The organism is Natrinema hispanicum, assembly GCF_900111485.1.
Classification (GTDB): Archaea; Halobacteriota; Halobacteria; order Halobacteriales; family Natrialbaceae; genus Natrinema; species Natrinema hispanicum_A.
Window position 1 is genome coordinate 1 of record NZ_FOIC01000043.1, and the last position, 16,785, is coordinate 16,785.

General features: G+C 52.7%; 11 protein-coding genes and 2 pseudogenes. 7 read left to right on the plus strand and 6 right to left on the minus strand.

Annotated features, from left to right (window positions below):
* Window positions 1–1,066: 1,066 nt before the first annotated feature.
* From BSG09_RS18340 to BSG09_RS18360, 5 genes are all read left to right on the plus strand, one after another.
* A complete protein-coding gene (locus BSG09_RS18340) occupies window positions 1,067–2,539 on the plus strand; it encodes a Cdc6/Cdc18 family protein (protein WP_130501394.1) in 1,473 nt (490 codons plus the stop codon).
* A gap of 399 nt (window positions 2,540–2,938) precedes the next feature.
* Window positions 2,939–4,198 carry an RNA-guided endonuclease InsQ/TnpB family protein gene (locus tag BSG09_RS18345; RefSeq protein WP_092935735.1) on the plus strand — a complete coding sequence of 420 codons (1,260 nt, stop codon included), beginning with the start codon at window positions 2,939–2,941 and terminating at the stop codon, window positions 4,196–4,198.
* 347 nt (window positions 4,199–4,545) lie between these two features.
* Window positions 4,546–4,902, plus strand: a complete 357-nt coding sequence (locus BSG09_RS18350) for a calcium-binding protein (protein ID WP_049912044.1) — start codon at window positions 4,546–4,548, stop codon at window positions 4,900–4,902.
* Between the two features lie 162 nt (window positions 4,903–5,064).
* Window positions 5,065–6,477: a DEAD/DEAH box helicase family protein gene (locus BSG09_RS18355; protein ID WP_092935737.1), complete on the plus strand. Its 1,413-nt coding sequence runs from the start codon at window positions 5,065–5,067 to the stop codon at window positions 6,475–6,477.
* Window positions 6,464–7,795: a DUF790 family protein gene (locus BSG09_RS18360; protein ID WP_092935739.1), complete on the plus strand. Its 1,332-nt coding sequence runs from the start codon at window positions 6,464–6,466 to the stop codon at window positions 7,793–7,795. The genes BSG09_RS18355 and BSG09_RS18360 overlap by 14 nt, the downstream gene beginning before the upstream one ends.
* 67 nt (window positions 7,796–7,862) lie before the next feature.
* Here BSG09_RS18360 and BSG09_RS18365 read toward each other — a convergent pair whose 3' ends face one another.
* Window positions 7,863–9,104, minus strand: coding sequence for an orc1/cdc6 family replication initiation protein (locus tag BSG09_RS18365; RefSeq protein ID WP_092935741.1), 1,242 nt, complete (start codon window positions 9,102–9,104; stop codon window positions 7,863–7,865).
* 1,997 nt (window positions 9,105–11,101) lie between these two features.
* Between BSG09_RS18365 and BSG09_RS18380 the strand changes: the two genes are divergently transcribed.
* Complete coding sequence (locus BSG09_RS18380; RefSeq protein ID WP_092935753.1) at window positions 11,102–12,355, plus strand: Cdc6/Cdc18 family protein; 1,254 nt, start codon at window positions 11,102–11,104, stop codon at window positions 12,353–12,355.
* 157 nt (window positions 12,356–12,512) lie between these two features.
* Here the strand turns inward: BSG09_RS18380 and BSG09_RS18385 are convergent, their stop codons facing one another.
* Window positions 12,513–12,713: a hypothetical protein gene (locus BSG09_RS18385; protein WP_092935745.1), complete on the minus strand. Its 201-nt coding sequence runs from the start codon at window positions 12,711–12,713 to the stop codon at window positions 12,513–12,515.
* 278 nt (window positions 12,714–12,991) lie between these two features.
* A pseudogene (locus BSG09_RS18390) lies at window positions 12,992–13,228 on the minus strand (hypothetical protein); the annotation flags it as partial.
* A 197-nt stretch (window positions 13,229–13,425) separates the two neighbouring features.
* Between BSG09_RS18390 and BSG09_RS18395 the strand changes: the two are divergent.
* A complete protein-coding gene (locus BSG09_RS18395; RefSeq protein ID WP_254799206.1) occupies window positions 13,426–14,550 on the plus strand; it encodes a hypothetical protein in 1,125 nt (374 codons plus the stop codon).
* Between the two features lie 39 nt (window positions 14,551–14,589).
* Here the strand turns inward: BSG09_RS18395 and BSG09_RS21015 are convergent, their stop codons facing one another.
* The 3 genes and pseudogenes from BSG09_RS21015 to BSG09_RS18415 form a co-directional block, all read right to left on the minus strand.
* Window positions 14,590–14,874 (minus strand): hypothetical protein, encoded by a 285-nt coding sequence (locus tag BSG09_RS21015; RefSeq protein ID WP_175542258.1) that lies wholly within the window; start codon window positions 14,872–14,874, stop codon window positions 14,590–14,592.
* Between the two features lie 531 nt (window positions 14,875–15,405).
* Window positions 15,406–15,966 (minus strand): hypothetical protein, encoded by a 561-nt coding sequence (locus BSG09_RS18405; RefSeq protein WP_092935747.1) that lies wholly within the window; start codon window positions 15,964–15,966, stop codon window positions 15,406–15,408.
* 504 nt (window positions 15,967–16,470) lie between these two features.
* Window positions 16,471–16,785: pseudogene (locus BSG09_RS18415) on the minus strand (IS4 family transposase); the annotation flags it as partial.

Here is a 16,785-nt window from a genome sequence, read left to right on the forward strand (position 1 = left end):
AAGGAGAACAACGTGGAAACTCACGTCGTGCTTTCGGCAGTCGCTCTGGTCGCGACGTCACTCACCGCAAAACAACAGGGAAAACCAGGACTGATACGTTCTCCCAGTCGCCTCATCTGACGGCCCCAGCCCGGAGTCGAAGCACGCGCCGCCTGAGAGGCATCGCTCTCAGGCGGCTCTATTCGTGATCGAAAACTGACTCAAACACCTGATTCAGCGAGCGTTTCTGAGACTTCTCTCACCGAATTGATTATCAGTCGGCAGATTCGAACTGGATCAGTCTCACGCTGCCATGTCTGACGAATTGATCTTGAACGTGCAACAGGCTATGAAATGTTGTTCAACCAAATCCGTACTAGACTTAGATCCTATCTAAATGTATTAATTAGATATTCTAACCTTGGATCGTTTGTGTGTTCTTGAGATTAAGAATACTAGCAACTCAGGCACTCTAATCCTTCTATTTGCTAAATCAGATCCTTTTGCTCTACTTATCCCCTCCTCTCTCGAAACGACTTACAACTCGAAAAAGGGGGGAGTGGGTAGATTGATTGAGACAAATCCGTTGGCCAAGCACCGTTCTATCAATAAGATATCACTAGTATCAATCATGAATATCTCTTGCGTAAGTTGTTCTACCGACTCAATTACGGAGTTTACAACTCGAAAACGGGGGGTGTGATGTGACATCTATAATATAGATATTAGTTCATGTTATTCTGATTGTGTTTTACTCATGACTTCTTGATGAACTAATAGATTCGCCTATTACAACTCGAAAATGGGGTCGGTCAGAAGGCACACCGACCTTCTGACGGGATCTTACAACTCGAAAACGGGGTGGGTTTACGTTCGAAGTTCATGGCCAACTGTTTCGAGAGTACTTGTTTTGCCTTTTGATGAATACACGTCCCTTACAAATCGACAACGGAGGCGATAGATTTCGAAGACGGTCTTTGGCTAACTCTACAAATACGCCCTTATAGTCGGTAGTGGACCTGTTTCCGGCTGGTTACAACTCCACAATGGTCTACTTTTTTATACCCAGAGTCCGAGGGGAGGCATAATGGGACGAGAGAGACGTACAGAAGATTCGAATGATCATGCCGCTGAAAAGGCCCGTGAATCTCTCTCCACTGACCCCGAAAACTCTAGCTCAACGACTCAAACAACCTTCGAGGCCGACTCAGATACTACTGACCCGCCCCTAAGTGAAATGAACGATGAAAGCGGCGGTATCTCAATCCGAGAGCGACTTCAGACTGAGTCGTCCGGTGGTGTCTTCGCGAATAAAGATCTTGTTCGCTCAGACACCATCATTGACGAGGACCGTATTGTCGGTCGTGATGACCAGCTGGCTCGAGTCGTTGACAATCTTAAACCTGTCCTCCAGGACGAAGGCATCCCGGATATGCTTCTGAGTGGTCCCTCGGGAACAGGAAAATCGCTTATTATTCATGCAGTCTGTAAACAGATCGTCGAACTGTGTGAGTCCCAAGGAAAGGTGTTCGGTGTTCTTTCGATCAACTGCGAGGGTCCAAAGACCGCAGATCGTGCTGTATATCGGTTAGTCAAAGCCGCCGCTGATGATCTCGGTGTTGATCCCGGTGTTCCACAGACCGGCGTCTCAACCGATCAAAAACTCGAACGCCTGTACGAACTAATGCGAGAGCATTACGATGGAGTCATATTCATTCTCGATGAGATCGATCTGCTCGAGGGACCGTATCAGGAGGCAGAGTACAATTCTCTCATCTACCAGCTTTCACGGGCCCGAAAGCTCGCCGACTTTGATGGTCCGATCTCACTTACAACCATTACTAACTATGCAGATTTCATGAAGAATCTCAATAGTCGAGCTCAAAGCTCTTACAACCCCGATGATATCTTCTTTGACGACTATGATGCGACGCAACTGCGTAGCATCCTCAAATACCGTCGCGACGCGTTCAAGCCGGAGTCTCTTTCAGATGACGTCATTCCACTTGTTGCTGCGTTCGGTTCCCAAACGCATGGGGACGCACGGAAAGCAATTGACCTTCTCAGATGGGCTGGTGAACTAGCTGAACGGCGGGGGGCGGATACAGTCACTGAATCCGATGTTCGCAAGGCACAGGAGAAATACACTGAGAACCGAAAACTCCGCCACATTAGCGGGATTTCGACACAGAAGAAGCTCTCCACATATGCCGTGGCGGCTACTGCCCACTATACGAAAGAAAACTTGGAGTGGATTCCAGCTGGTCCCGCATTTAAGACGTATCAGTTTATCGCCGACACGATGGATGCAGAGAAATACAGCCGTGAAACCTTCGTGAATCACGTTACTGAACAGAGTACGTACGGTGTGTTAGACTTCGAGCGTCGAGGGAGGGGACGTGGCAGAGGAGTACACATGTACTTCTCTCTTTCCGAAGACCCGGAAACGATCATGGAGACGATCCGTGAAGACTCTCGATTCGCTGATTTAGCTCACGAAGACCCAACTATCAGCTCTGTTGTTCGAGAACGAATGAAGAAGTTTCGTTCCAATAGCTAATCTTGACTCTACAGATAAGCAAGGCAAGTGCCTCGGGGCTTGACCCTGAGGCGGTTCACAGTGATAGGCAACGTGCCTCTGGGTGTGGCCCCGAGGCGACCCGGATTTTACAACTCGAAAACGGGGGGAGAAGACTCATGAGTTTTAATTTTCCATCTGATATAATCTCTTCCCCATCCCCATTTACAACTCGAAAATGGGGCTCCCGGTCTACTTAACCAGTCTCTCTTGTAGAACACGTTATACGCTGAACAGGCGCAATACCGCGTCCTTGAGGGCGTGGATGCGCACCGTCACTTGATGCAACAATCCATCGCCTATTGCATGGCCGGATATTCTCTACTGGAGCGGTACTATCATCTTCTCCGGGACTATAACTGGTTATGAAGCCAGAAATAGATGCGTACCGTCCGAACCTTCGAGGCGTCAATTGCCAACCCACAGCAGGTTGGTGATGACCTCGATCAACTCGGATGGGCCGCATCGAAACTCTGGAACGTCAGTCGCTACTACGCACAAGAACAGTGGGACGACACGGGCGAGATCCCCGATGACGGGGAACTCAAAGCTGAACTCAAAGGCCACGAACGCTATACGGACCTTCATTCTCAATCCAGTCAGCGCGTTCTCGAAGAACTCGCTGAAGCGTTCACTGGTTGGTTCGCAAAGCGTCGGGACGGCGATAGCCGTGCCCGACCGCCCGGCTACCGCAAACGCGGCGATTCGCACCCACGTTCTACTGTGACGTTCAAGGCGGCTGGCTTCAAGCATGATGCACAGTTCACTCGCGTTCGCCTCTCGAAAGGCCGCAACCTGAAGGAACACCGTTCGGACTTCGTGCTGTGCGAGTACGAGCTCCGTCCCGACGTAGACCTCACCGAGTGGGATATCCAGCAGGTCCGGGCCGTCTACACGTACGAAGAATGGCGGCTTCAGTTCATCTGCCGAAAGTCAATCGACCCCGACCCACCGGGCGACGGTGTTGCGGGGGTCGATCTCGGTATCTCAAACATCGCCGCGCTTTCGTTCGGGAGTGAGTCGATCCTCTTCCCCGGTAACGCACTGAAAGAGGACGAATACTACTTTGGGAAGCAGAAAGCGAAGTGTGACGATAGCCGATCGAACGAGCGCCTTCGGTTGGACCGGAAACGTACCGAACGTCGAACCCACTTCCTCCATACCCTCTCGAAACAGATCGTTTCGGAGTGCGTAGAGAGGGGTGTCGGGACCATCGTAGTCGGTGATCTCGAAGGGATCCGTGATAACGAGAACGGCGAGTCTCGCAACTGGGGCTCGCATGGCAACCTCGATCTTCACGGGTGGGCGTTTGACCGCTTCACGTCGATACTCGACTACAAGGCGGAAACGGAGGGGATCGATGTACTGATTGAGTCCGAACGTGATACCTCAAAGACGTGTTCCGCCTGTGGGACGAAAGACGGCAATCAGCGCGTCGAACGTGGGTTGTACGTCTGCGAGGAGTGCGATACTGTCGCGAATGCGGACGTGAACGGTGCAGAGAACATCCGACAAAAAGTAACTCCAAGTCCGTCTCAGGATAGGAGTAACGGCTGGTTGGCACAGCCTTCAGTCCATCTGTTCGATCGGAGTGAGGGCCGTTTCGCCCCGCGAGAACAGGTCGTGGACTGTAAACCCTAATATCCCAACGGCGGTCGGGATTCCACGTCGTTTACGGCGTGGAGGATGTCAAGCGGACATGGTGGGGTCCTTCCTTCCACAACCTTCCGTTTCATCGGTCGAGTACTCCAATATCAGAACCGGTACTGTCTGATCCAGCGACTGCTTCCGCACGCTCGAGCTCACGGATCTCTCGCTGAGCCTGTCGTTCGAGCAGTTCGGCTTGGCAATAGCGTGCACGTTGGTTAACCTTGTCCAGTGACTCAGATCTATTCTACGGGCGGATCGAGTGTCTCTTGGATTGGTTGGCAAGTGGTTTCTGCCACCCCTACCCGAGCATCTTGAGGCTAGAATGAGTACTGGTGGATATGACATGGACCGAGAAGGACGAAGAGCGGGAAGAGCGCATCAAGATGCGTATCATCGTCGACACCTACAGTCCAGAAGAGCAGGCGTGGGGATGGTACACCTATCTGGACGATACGATGGACTTCCCGTTTGAAGCGCGTTGTGTCACCGAGCGAGAGGAGTCTCCCCTCAAAGAAGGCGAAACGATACGCGTGATTGGAATGTCCCCGACAGATCCGACTCTCAGCCAGATGTTCGTGACGATAGAGTGGATGGACAGAGAACTTGGCGTGCCGCTAGAGCAACTGGAACCTCTCGAAGCTGGTCGTGACACAGAACAAGCGATTGCAGACTGGCAGTACTGGCTCGGCCGCTAACAACCGTGGCTCCTGACTGGGCTATCCACAACCGTGACCCCTCTCGGAGTCCAGCACCAAGGCACTCGCCTGTTTGTAGAAGGACAAGACGGACGAATGCCTCAATGGAACCCAAGAAACCCACATATTGAATCCGGTCGGGGACCTCTGTATATACACTGAATGCGAGTCGAATTCGACGACGGGACGCTCCTACTCCGTGATGCCCCAGACGATATCCCCTATGCGGAGTGGGACGACCGCGTCGACGAGTACCGAACGCAAGCATATCGATATCGATCCCTCCTCGAATGGGTAGGCGCCTGGTCGGACGGAAACGAGCAGGCAACGCTTCAGGACGGGTTCGCTCACGCTCTCGAAGACACCGCGCGGGCCTATCCTACCCTCGATCTTACGCCAGCACTCCACATCGAGCCACGTGACTACCAGCAGGCCGCCCTCGACGCTTGGATCGACCATGGCCGCCAGGGGAGTGTTGTTCTCCCGACTGGCAGCGGGAAGACCTTTCTTGGACTGCAGGCCATCGCTGATGCCGGCGTGAGCACACTCATCGTGACACCAACGATTGATCTGATGAATCAGTGGCACGCCACACTCACCAACGCCTTTGGGGATCAACTCACAGAACCGATCGGCGTTCTCGGTGGCGGCAGCCACGAGGTCACCGCGATCACCGTCACTACTTACGATAGCGCATACCGCTATATCAACGAATACGGTGACCAGTTCGGCTTACTCGTCGTCGACGAGGAACATCACCTTCCAGCGCCGACCTACCGGCAGATCCCCGAAATGACGATCGCACCGTATCGGCTGGGACTGACCGCTACCTACGAACGGCCTGACGGAAAGCATGAACTCCTCGAGGATCTCATCGGTCCGGTTGTCTATGAAGAGGCTGTCGACGAACTCGCTGGCGAGTACCTCAGTGAGTACGAAACCATCCACATGTCTGTCGAGCTCACGGCAGAGGAACGGGAGACATACGACGAGGAGTACCAGCTCTATCGCGACTACGTCGATAGCCACGAGTTCGACCTCTGGAAAGAAGAGGGCTACCAGGAGTTCCTCAAACGGACGTCCTACGATCCAAAGGGACGGCGGGCACTCATCGCCAAGCAGCGCGCCGAACGCATCGCCCGAACGGCAGAGAAAAAACTCGAGACGCTCGACAACCTGCTCAAACGCCACCACGACGACCGCGCGATCATCTTCACTGCGAATAATGACTTCGCCTACGAAATTTCTCAGGAATTTATCGTCCCCTGCATCACCCATCAAACGAAGACGGACGAGCGCACCGAGATTCTCGAGCGGTTTCGGACTGGCGAGTACTCGATGCTGGCAACGTCACAGGTGCTCGACGAGGGGATTGACGTTCCCGCTGCGAACGTGGGGATCATCTTGTCGGGAAGCGCTTCGAAGCGGCAGTATGCCCAGCGGCTTGGACGCATCCTCCGGCCGACAGATGATCGCCAACCGGCCCGACTCTATGAGATCATCACGGCAGATACGATGGAAACGTACGTGTCCCAACAGCGCCGACAGGGGGTGACGACGAATGTTGACGGCTGATCTGGCTCGCTCTCGTACCACCGGCGATGCGATCAAGCCGCTATTTATTGATCCAACGGATGAGAACTATCGAGAGACGGCAGGCGAACTCATTGCGCTGTTCGATGCCCATCTCGGTGAGCCGAAAGGCGATCTCGAAGACGCGATCGACGAACTCACTGTGGCGGATACCGACTACAAGATCGTCCAAGGGCTGGCGAAACTGCTTCTCGACGAGTGTGAGTTCGAAGTCATGTCTCCAGTCGAGCCTCGTGAGATCCGCCAGACCCTGTTCGAGAAGGCCAACGAGCGGTATCCGGTTGTTCGCCAACCCACGCTCGGTGACGACACACAGAAGATCGAGGTATATAGTGCAGTTGCTGATGAGTTGGGTATCTCACTCGAAGCGTGCTACCGCGGGATGTATGCTGACCTCGAGGAAAACAAACGACTTGTCCAGATCGGCACACGGACCGCTGACCAGTATGCCGGTGCTGGCGAGCAATCGACTACGACCACGACACTGACTGGCAGTAGCGATGGCGAGTACGAACACACTGACCTGACGGTCGACTGGCTGGTCACTCGCTACAATCTTGCGCTCGCCCAGGCAGTCCTCTACGATGCGACCGAGATGCGAATCCGTGTCTGGGATCATTTCGGGACGGTATTCAGCTACGTCAAACTCTTCGGACTGATGCATCGGATCTATCCGATCGATTCTGATGGCAAGCGTGTCGAACGAACCGACCATGCCGATGGCTACGAGGCCATACTTGATGGGCCAGCGTCGTTGTTCTCCCAATCGCAAAAGTACGGCATCCGGCTAGCGAATTTTCTGCCAGCATTGCCTCTTTGTGATCGCTGGGAGATGACTGCCACAGTACTTGTCGACGAGACAGCGGGTGAGACACGGCAACTCAGACTGGACGACACTGACGGACTCGATTCACACTACAGTACTGGCAGGCGGTTCGATAGCGATTTCGAGCAGACACTCGCCCAGAAATGGGAGCGAGCGACCACGGACTGGGAGTTACTACGCGAAAACGATGTGTTTGACCTCGGTGATGAGGTGATGATCCCCGATTTCGCGATCGAGCACCCGGATGGCCGGCGAGCGATTCTCGAGATCATCGGGTTCTGGACACCCGAGTATCTCGAGTCGAAGTTGAAGAAAATACGCCAGGCAGATGCTGAGAATCTCCTTGTCGCGGTCTCCGAACAGTTAGACTGCTCGAATGATGACTTCGGTGAAACGAGCGAGCGGGTGCTCTGGTTCAAAACTGGGATTCACGTCTATGACCTGGTTGAACTGGCAGAAGAGTATTCGATTTGAGAACGGAACTCCCCAGACGAGTTCACGACCCAACACCACTATGTCCGCAGTAATATCAGAATCAGGCTCAGGTGTACCGTTCGAGCGTCGTGTCTTCAGCAAAGATACCGGCTATTGACTCATGGACACCGACCTCTGTAATAGTCTCGTCAAGTGCACTAAGAATCATATTAATATCCATATCAACAGAATATTCTCGATAAGTTCCGCCACGCCGTCCTTCATTTCGTTCAACAGCGGAGATGATTCCCAACATAGAGAGTTCACCGAGGTGGTCGCGCATCCGACGAGGAACGAGCGGATCAGCCCCAATCTGGTTGGCAAAGTTGGTGTATCTAGGCCGAATATCTCGAGACCGAACTGGTGTCTCCCCCTCTCTGTCAAGTGTGATTAGTGCATAGAGAACAAGATGACCGTGTTGAGTCAATCCAGAGATTCCTTCGCGAATTCGTCCTCGCTCAAGTTCATTTCTAGCATCGCGAACAAGATCTTCTGTAATCGCCTTGGTATCACGGTCTCGTGCAAGATCACCAGTTTTCATCAAAAGATCCAATGACTGGCGGGCGTCACCGGCGTCTTTAGCACCATATGCAGCACAGAGTTCAATAACACCGTCAGTGAGAACACCATCATAGAAGGCTACGTCTGCGCGTTGACGAAGGATCTGGATGAGTTCTTGGGCATCATATGCCGGGAACTGTATCTCTTCCTCACACAGGGAACTCTTGACTTTCGGCGAGAGATTATCACGAAAAGAAAAGTCGTTCGAGATCCCGATAATCCCTATTTTCGCATTGGATAGATTTCCGTTCGCACGGGCTCGAGGAAGTTGGTAGAGAATGCTATCATCATTGATGTGGTCAACCTCATCAAGAACGATAAGGATCGTACCACCACATTTGTCGAGTTCTTCCCATAGCATATCATAGACAGTGGAACGAGGATATCCAGTTGTAGAGATCTGATTTGATTCGTCCCTGAATTTATTGACGAGTCTTGTTGCGATTTGATAGCTGCTTGAGAGACCATCACAATTTAGCATCTTTACGGTGAGCTTGATGTCATCATACTGAGCCGCGTCATCAATTAGATGGTCAAGAAGAAATCGGGTTCCTGCGGTCTTCCCAACACCGGTCTTTCCATAGAGGAAGATGTTGTTCGGTTGTTCCCCGTTGATTACCGGTTGAAGCGCCGTTTTGTATCGTTCCAGCTCCTCATCGCGACCAACGAGAGTATCGGGTTGATAGTCTTCCCTCAGTGCGTCTCGGTTCCGGTAAATATCCAGATCCCGCTCGAACATTCCACCCATCTGTTTTGGAATACATTTAGAGTGGAAGATATTAAAACCACCCCCTGCCGCAGTGTCCGCCGTTTCCGCTGTTCTGGGAGTTTATAAAGATACTCAGCACACACCCACCCCACCGTGTCCGCAGTAACTCACTCAAATAAGGACATACGCTGAGATCAGTATCTAGATGAAGAAAGATTTATTATGTGGGCAGTGGTATCGTCCGAACGATATATAGAAGCACACTAGTGGTTGTTAGGTGGTTGTATGACAATCGGTTTATCAGCACCACTTCCCCCTTAGTTTCAGAAGAACTGCGGACATAGTGGGGTGGGTGTCTCTTTTCAACCTCATATTGTACGCTAACCCTCCTAACCCTCGTCATAAGTCTTGAGAAGGCCAATTTCAGATGCCGATATTTTCTAACACCACTATGTCCGTCGTTATAGTAACGTGTTCTCCGAAGAACAGCGGACATGGTGGTGTGCCTATACTCGTATATACCCCACTGTGTCCGTCGTTCCAATAACAGGTCTTCGGAAAGGCCAGATATGATGGTTCATTGCCAGTCAGATCACACCACTATGTCTGCTGTTCTAGTAACATGTTTTTTCGAAGAATAGCGGACATGGTGGGGTGTCTGTCTTTTCTCACACCACAGTGTCCGCAGTAGTTTCAGTGTTTGAGAACCCGGAATTCACGTCTACGACCTGGTTGAACTGGCAGAAGAGTATTCAATTTGAGAACGGAACTCTCAGTGTGTTTTCGACTGGCAGATGATTCGTGTCATGCGCGGTCGCGTCCGCGTAACTGGGAATCGGGAAGAGATTGATAATGAGGATATCGGATATATCACCTGTCGCGTGATCCGCTGCGCGCGACACTGCCCGAATCCAATCATCGCCCACCCTCAGTCCCGTTCGGTGCTGATCTTCGTCCTCGATCCACTGGACGAATCGCTTTTCGACACTCGAGACACACCGTGTGCAGAGTGAACTCTGTGTGCGTGGGGCATCAACTATCTATGAAGGGGGAGTTTCCTCACTGCTTACAGCTGATCTCTGTTTGAGCTGTTTTCTCAGGAAATACGGTGTGTCTTTCGTCCCCCTACGTTCCGTGCCGCTGGTCGAACACTCCACCATCAGAATCTGTACTGTCTGATCCAGCGACTGCTTTCGCACGCTCGAGTTCACGGTTCTCTCGCTAACCCTGTCGTTCGAGTTCTTCGACTCACCGACAGCGTGCATAGGAGAGATCGTCGCCAATGTTGCTGTCACCAATCGTGAAGGGCTTGCCACGGTTAGCGATGCTCACGGCATCAGTGTGTCCTCCGTCTCGTCGAACGCGACAGCTCCTCGGCGCGCCACTACAGCTGAACAGAGAAACGTGTTGAATAGCTGTTGTCCAGTATGGTTAGCTTGTTGAGTCGAACTGCCGGGGGGAGGGGGCATCGGAGTGTAAATCTGAGAAAGAAGGGATAACTGGAACGACACAGTCCAGGAGAATATAAAGACGGTACTAAAAGCAATATATTGAAAAGGATAAAACAGAACGGAAAATGCATAAATATGCCCCTATTCCTCACTCTACCTAGTAAGTAGCACTAGTTACTTACTTACTATTATAGAAAGGTATATAATAGTAATAGTAAACCTCCTCAGTGGGAGAAATCTCGATCTACTACTCACTCGATATTTCCACGAACAAGCTTTCTATCTGTTATATAGCGATCCTCCTCTATCTCGAATTCGAAATCAACGGTGATACTCTCATCTCGAGTTTACACTCCGATGCCCCCTCCCCCTCTTTCCTAGATTAAGTACTCCCGTTCTCTTGATCAAGAACTGTCGTGAACCACATAGCCTACTACCGCTTTCGCTAGTTCCTCGAGGCTGAGGAACTTAGCGCCCTAATTGTCAGGTAATACACTCTGATACCCCCTCCTTCACTCTGTTCACTCTCGTCACTCTGTTCACTCCCATGAATTTATAATGGAGTGGTGTATTGTGAGAGGTAATATGGAACCGTTCGGTGCTGAACAGGGGATCTACAAAGACGTTGATGTCCTTGATCCGGAACCAGATACATACAAACCAACCGAACTTCCAGAGCGGGAGGACGAACTTTCACGGATCCACTCAGCACTTCGGCCGATCACTCTCGGTGGCTCCCCTCGGAATATTCTTGTCTACGGCCCGACTGGACAGGGGAAAACCGTTGGGGTGGATCTCAAGACGGAACAACTCCAACAATGGGCAGATAGCGAGAGTGATGTCTCTCTCACAGTTCTCCGTGTAAGCTGTAAAGGCGCTGGGAAATCCTGGAATGTCCTCGCAGCTCTTGTCAAGCAGGCTCGCGAGGCTCGCTACGGCAAAACCGTTGAGAAACCACGTGGGCCGACGAAAGTCGAGTTGTTCGAGATGCTCTCGGACGACCTACAGGCAATCGGTGGCATGATTATCATCGTTCTCGACGAGATTGACGGCATCCAGGAAGATGATTACGTTCTCTACGAACTCCCTCGTGCGTCGATCGACAGCGTCTCGATCGGTGTGATCGGCATCACAAACGACTATCAGTTCCACGAGAACCTTGATGCCGATATCAGATCGTCGCTGGGTAGTCGTGAGGTTGTTTTTAGCCCATACGATGCCGACCAACTCCGTGATATCCTCGCTCGACGCGCGGCACGCGCACTCCGAGATACATATTTTGAAGATGAGATTAAAGACTCAGAGCATCTCCAGAGTGATGTCCTCTCTGGAGATGTAATACCGCTCTGCGCAGCGCTTGCTGGCCAAGATACTGGCGACGCACGGCAGGCGATCCATCTCTTATCTACCGCGTGTGATCTCGCGCTAGACGATGGTAGTGATATCGTCACGGAATCTCATGTCCGAAAGGCCCGTGAAGAAATTCAGGAAGAGACGATTGGAAAAGGAATTCGTGGTGAGACGATCCAACGGAAAATCGCTCTACTAACTGCCCTTGAGTCTGAGCTATCGGGTGACGCGCCTGAAGGGACAACACAACTCTATCGTCGATACAAGCGGTTTACGAAACAGATTGGAGCTGACACTTACCAGCAGGGAACCTTCAGGGAGAAACTCAATGATTTGGCACATGGGAATATTCTTGAGGGTGACCGCCGCGGTCGTGGGCGTGGGCGTGGAATGACGAATATGTACAGCCTTTCGGTTGATCCTGATCTCGTGATCGACAAAGTAGGTGATGACAACCGGCTGAGTCAGATCACGGAACGATTTGAGTAGCACGACTCGTTGCACTTCGTCTTGAGTCTCTTTTCCACGGACTAGCCGCCTCTTGGTCGATATCGCCGACTTACACTCTGATTCCCCCGAAGAATATATTCTATTCGATCTTTCTCTCAGGAAATACGGTGTGTCTCTCATTCCACAAAGCTCCGTGTCATCGGTCGAGTACTCCAGCATCAGAATCTACACTGTCTGGTCCAGCGACTGTCTTCGCACGCTCGAGTTCACGGATCTCTCGCTGAGCCTGTCGTTCGAGCAGTTCGGCTCGCCGCCACCGTTCACGAGCGACGTCGTCGACAACGTCCTCGTCATCGATCGTGAAACGCTTGCCACGGTGATCGATCTGCTCGAGCATCCGCTTGGAGGTGCTCGTAGCGGACCTCACAGCTGTCCGAACAGAACCGACCAGAATACCCTGTCCGATCGCGAGCAGGTTCCGAACACGTCGGCATTCGGCACTCGTCGCGGTCAGTCATCCGGCGATCCCTCGATGTAGGGACCGAGTCGTTTCAGTGGCTGTCGACGCAATTACGGTCTCTCGTTGTCTCATGGGTTGCTGCGGTGGACTCCCTTCGAGCCCCCGCACCCCTTTTGGGGATACAAACCGTCCCGAGCGATCTCGTCACTCGACAGTCAGCGGCTGAACGTCCCATCTGGCGCAGGGACAAGCCCCGTCCGGATCTCGAGGTCGACACGGCGAAGATGCTTGCAGCCGTCATCTGGCTGGCGCTGCTCGAAACCAGGCCAGGTACACGTCGCTGCTTCGATATCGACCTTGTAAGTGTTCTCGCTCTCACTCTCGACCTCGTAGACCGGGCCCACTGTTGCAAAGCGGACGTCCAACTTCTCGTTCAGTGCACAGCGAGTTCGTGATTTGCTTAAAAACCCCTTCCAATTCCGAATAACTGTGCTAAAGGAAATTATCAGGTGTCTTAGAAACGGAGATGTCCGGTATCTCATTACTAACCGACACAGGTCTATCCGACTCCCTCCAATCCCGGTGACACGGGACCCAATCACATACCTGAGCCAACATGTATATCAAGCTTTGAAGACTATCTTCAAATATGGATTCTCTCCGTGAGGACACGCGTGGCAGTGGCCGACTCTCACGGCGAGCTATGCTCGGCGGGTTCGGTTTGATCGGATGTGGAGCGGTGTTGCACGTTTCAGATAGTTTTGCCTTTTCACAACTTCGGGCAGACCGGACCACGAGCATCAGAACGAGTAACGACGAGACTGCACTTCTAGGCATCAGTCTTGTCGACAGCGTCGAAACCGGAGCGGAGGAAACACATCTGGCGGCGCTCACTAACAACACCAATTCAGCGATGACGATTTCGCTGACCCTCGAAGATCCATCGCAAGCAGAACTCTCCACGAGATCGGTGACGTTAGCCAGCGGTGGCTCGACCTCGGTGGCAATCTCTGTAGCCAACGACAGTCCGACCGGAACCGACGCCCTCTCCGTCGAGTTTTACGCCAGCAACAATACTGGGCTTTCGACATCGCTCATCCGGTCAATTAATGTTGAGAGTGGCGAGCAACCGTCTTTGATTCGGAACATCCGTGATAGGACGGAGAATAATACCAGCAAATATCGGATCACCTACCAGGTTAATAATGTATCTGATTTCGATAATATTAAAATCTCTGTCAAAAATCTCGATGTGACTTGGGCAGAGGATCTATTCGTCGAGCGAAGCGTCAGGGAGGGAATCGTCGAGTACAGTCAAGGTGGTACTGAAGGTAACGAGCACGAGTTTACGTTCGAAGTGTTCGATGGAACGGGAACACCTGTGCTTTCAGAATCGGTTACTGATGTCTCTTCAGGAGAGAACCCACCAGGGAACGAAGAACCAAGTAACTCCGATGGTCCAAAAGTTGAAACTTTCTCTATCGTGGATACAACTCAATGGAACACCACCAACTACAGCCTCGATTACGAGGTTTCAAACAGGGACAATTTCGAAGAGGTGCAGGTTACCTTCGAAAACACGGCCAATGATTGGGCCACCGAGACGGTTTCAAACGGTTCGTTCCCAACGGGGAATGTGTCTTACAGTCAAGGCGGTACAGAGGGCGACACCTACGAGATTACTGTGGCTGTGATCAATCAGAACGGTATCACTATCGACTCCGAATCGATCACTCATGTCTCCGGTAGTGACGGAAATGTGTCTTATCCCTAAGCGATTGTTCGTCGTACCGCATGACGAAACCTCTGCACTTCAAACCGCTGCCGGCAACTCAATTTTCGGCTCAACATTCTCGTCGATCACCCAATACAGCCGATCCCGGGTCGGCTCGTCATAATCGACTAAATCGTAGGCGTTGAGCTTCTGGATCTTGTCGCGACGAGCCCGCCTTCCGAGCGGTTGTACCGGCGATCCAGCATAGATCTGGTCGGCAACTGCATCGTAACAGTCGTGCAACTCTTCTCCTGAGAGTTCGCCGGCTTCGTGGATGATCGCATAGAGGACCTGGTGATGCCAGAGTAACGAACTGAGATTCAATTTCCGAATCTCGTGTTTCGCACGCTCGTAGGCATCATCGATGTCTCGGTCACGGATCCGTCGGTTCTGCGTTCCCGAGCAAGTTCGACTGCGGCCCGCAGCGACTGGATCCCCTCGCGAGCAACGCCGGCGACCTCGTCGGCGATCGCCTCGAGCTGGGATCACGAAACGACATCGCCGTGTAACCCTGTCGAGCCCGGCGCTCAGGAATGTCTGCGAGCTCGCCGACACTGCAGCGCTGGAGTTCGATATGACCCTGATCAAGCCGGTGGCCGTCATTAACGTTGAGACGGGAGAGCCAGTCGGTCCCGTCGCGAGCGATCGCGAGCAGGTTCCGAACACGTCGGCATTCGGCACTCGTCGCGATTAGTCATCTGGCGAGCCCTCGATGAAGGAACTGAGTCGTTTCAGTGGCTGTCGACGCAATTACGGTCTCTCTTTGTCTCATGGGTTACTGCGGTGGACTCCCTTCGAGCCCCGCACCCCTTCCGGGGGATACAAACCGTCCCGAGCGATCTCGTCACTCCACAGTCAGTGGCTGAACGTGCCATCCGGCGCAGGGACAAGTCCAGTACGGATCTCGAGGTCGACACGGCGAAGATGCTTGCAGCCGTTGTCTGGCTGGCGCTGCTCGAAATCAGGACAGGCACACGTCATTGCCTCGATATTGACCTCGTAGGTAGCACCACTCTCACTCTTGACCTCGTAGATCGGGCCCACTGTCGCAAAGCGGACGTCCAACTTCTCGTTCAGTGCACGGCGTGTTCGTGGGTCGTCGATCGAATAGCCACCTGCCTCGAGTGCGGTCGGTGGCTGTGGGTTGTCGCAGGGGGTGGTGAACTCGTCGCGATGGTTGCGTTCTTGGCCGCATTTCCTGCAGCGCCAGTAGCGTGTCCGATACTCGTAGCCATCTGTGAGATTGAGTTCGTACGGTGTTGGTTCCATACCTGGCAGCCACTCGTCGATCGCGACGAGTTCGTGTCCGTTCAGTCGAGCAATGTCTCCTGGATAGCTACGATCGCGGTCGCTCGTGTACTCGTCTGTCAGTCGATCTCGATGCGGGTCGCCCTCGGGTGGTCGATCTGGACTCATTCGTGCCCTCAAGCCACACGAGTGTGCGCCTCGCCCTCTCTGGCGCAGAAAAACTGGCTCGTCACGACGACCATGTATGAAATCTGATCAGATAAGTACAGATGAGGTGAGTATCGTAGCTACTGTCTTTTATTCGCCACAGGTTCGGCTGACTCCAGTGGTTGGTATTCGTGCTCATGCACCACACACCACAAGTTTCACATGCACGAACCCGATTTCAAATATGTAGTATGGTCCCCCGCATCGCGTCACTCCATAAGAACAAAGTCCTCCACATTATTGCTGGGACAATCGGTGTACTCGCCGCTTTTGTGCTGTTCACCGATGCGACTCTCCATACAATTGCCCCCGTAGCAGTTATCTTTTTCACACTCATATTACATGACGTCATAGACGAATCGTACGACCTTCCGAAGGGGTCAAAATGGATAGTTTACGGTGGCTCTATCTTTGCTGCAGGTGCATACTTGGTGGTCACCAACTTGGACACGCATGCGTCTTTAGCTAAGCCTCACCCCTCGGTTGTGTAGCGGTTGCGAGCGTCTCCTGTAGTATCGGTCGTTGGTCGTGGATTTTCTGTGCATCTTCGATAAGACGCTCCAACAGCGGTGGTGGCGAGTAGCCGAGGAAGTCACCCAGATCGTCGAGGATGAGCTGGGCGTGCGACCGGAAGGTCGCCGCCCAGCGCCCTGGTGGAAACACAGCGTCGTCATCGGCGCACTCTGTCACCAGTGCCAGCAACTCACGGCTTACTAACAGCGACAACAGCGCCGCATACACCAGAATCTTCACGATGTGCTCTTTCGTTGTATCGAACTC

Coding starts and splice junctions, on each gene's coding strand:
- BSG09_RS18385 (WP_092935745.1), bottom strand. CDS start 12,713: ATGCTCGAGCAGATCGATCACCGTGGCAAGCGTTTCACGATCGATGAC.
- BSG09_RS18355 (WP_092935737.1), top strand. CDS start 5,065: ATGCGAGTCGAATTCGACGACGGGACGCTCCTACTCCGTGATGCCCCA.
- BSG09_RS18360 (WP_092935739.1), top strand. CDS start 6,464: ATGTTGACGGCTGATCTGGCTCGCTCTCGTACCACCGGCGATGCGATC.
- BSG09_RS18340 (WP_130501394.1), top strand. CDS start 1,067: ATGGGACGAGAGAGACGTACAGAAGATTCGAATGATCATGCCGCTGAA.
- BSG09_RS18380 (WP_092935753.1), top strand. CDS start 11,102: ATGGAACCGTTCGGTGCTGAACAGGGGATCTACAAAGACGTTGATGTC.
- BSG09_RS18365 (WP_092935741.1), bottom strand. CDS start 9,104: ATGGGTGGAATGTTCGAGCGGGATCTGGATATTTACCGGAACCGAGAC.
- BSG09_RS18405 (WP_092935747.1), bottom strand. CDS start 15,966: ATGAGTCCAGATCGACCACCCGAGGGCGACCCGCATCGAGATCGACTG.
- BSG09_RS18395 (WP_254799206.1), top strand. CDS start 13,426: ATGGATTCTCTCCGTGAGGACACGCGTGGCAGTGGCCGACTCTCACGG.
- BSG09_RS18350 (WP_049912044.1), top strand. CDS start 4,546: ATGACATGGACCGAGAAGGACGAAGAGCGGGAAGAGCGCATCAAGATG.
- BSG09_RS18345 (WP_092935735.1), top strand. CDS start 2,939: ATGCGTACCGTCCGAACCTTCGAGGCGTCAATTGCCAACCCACAGCAG.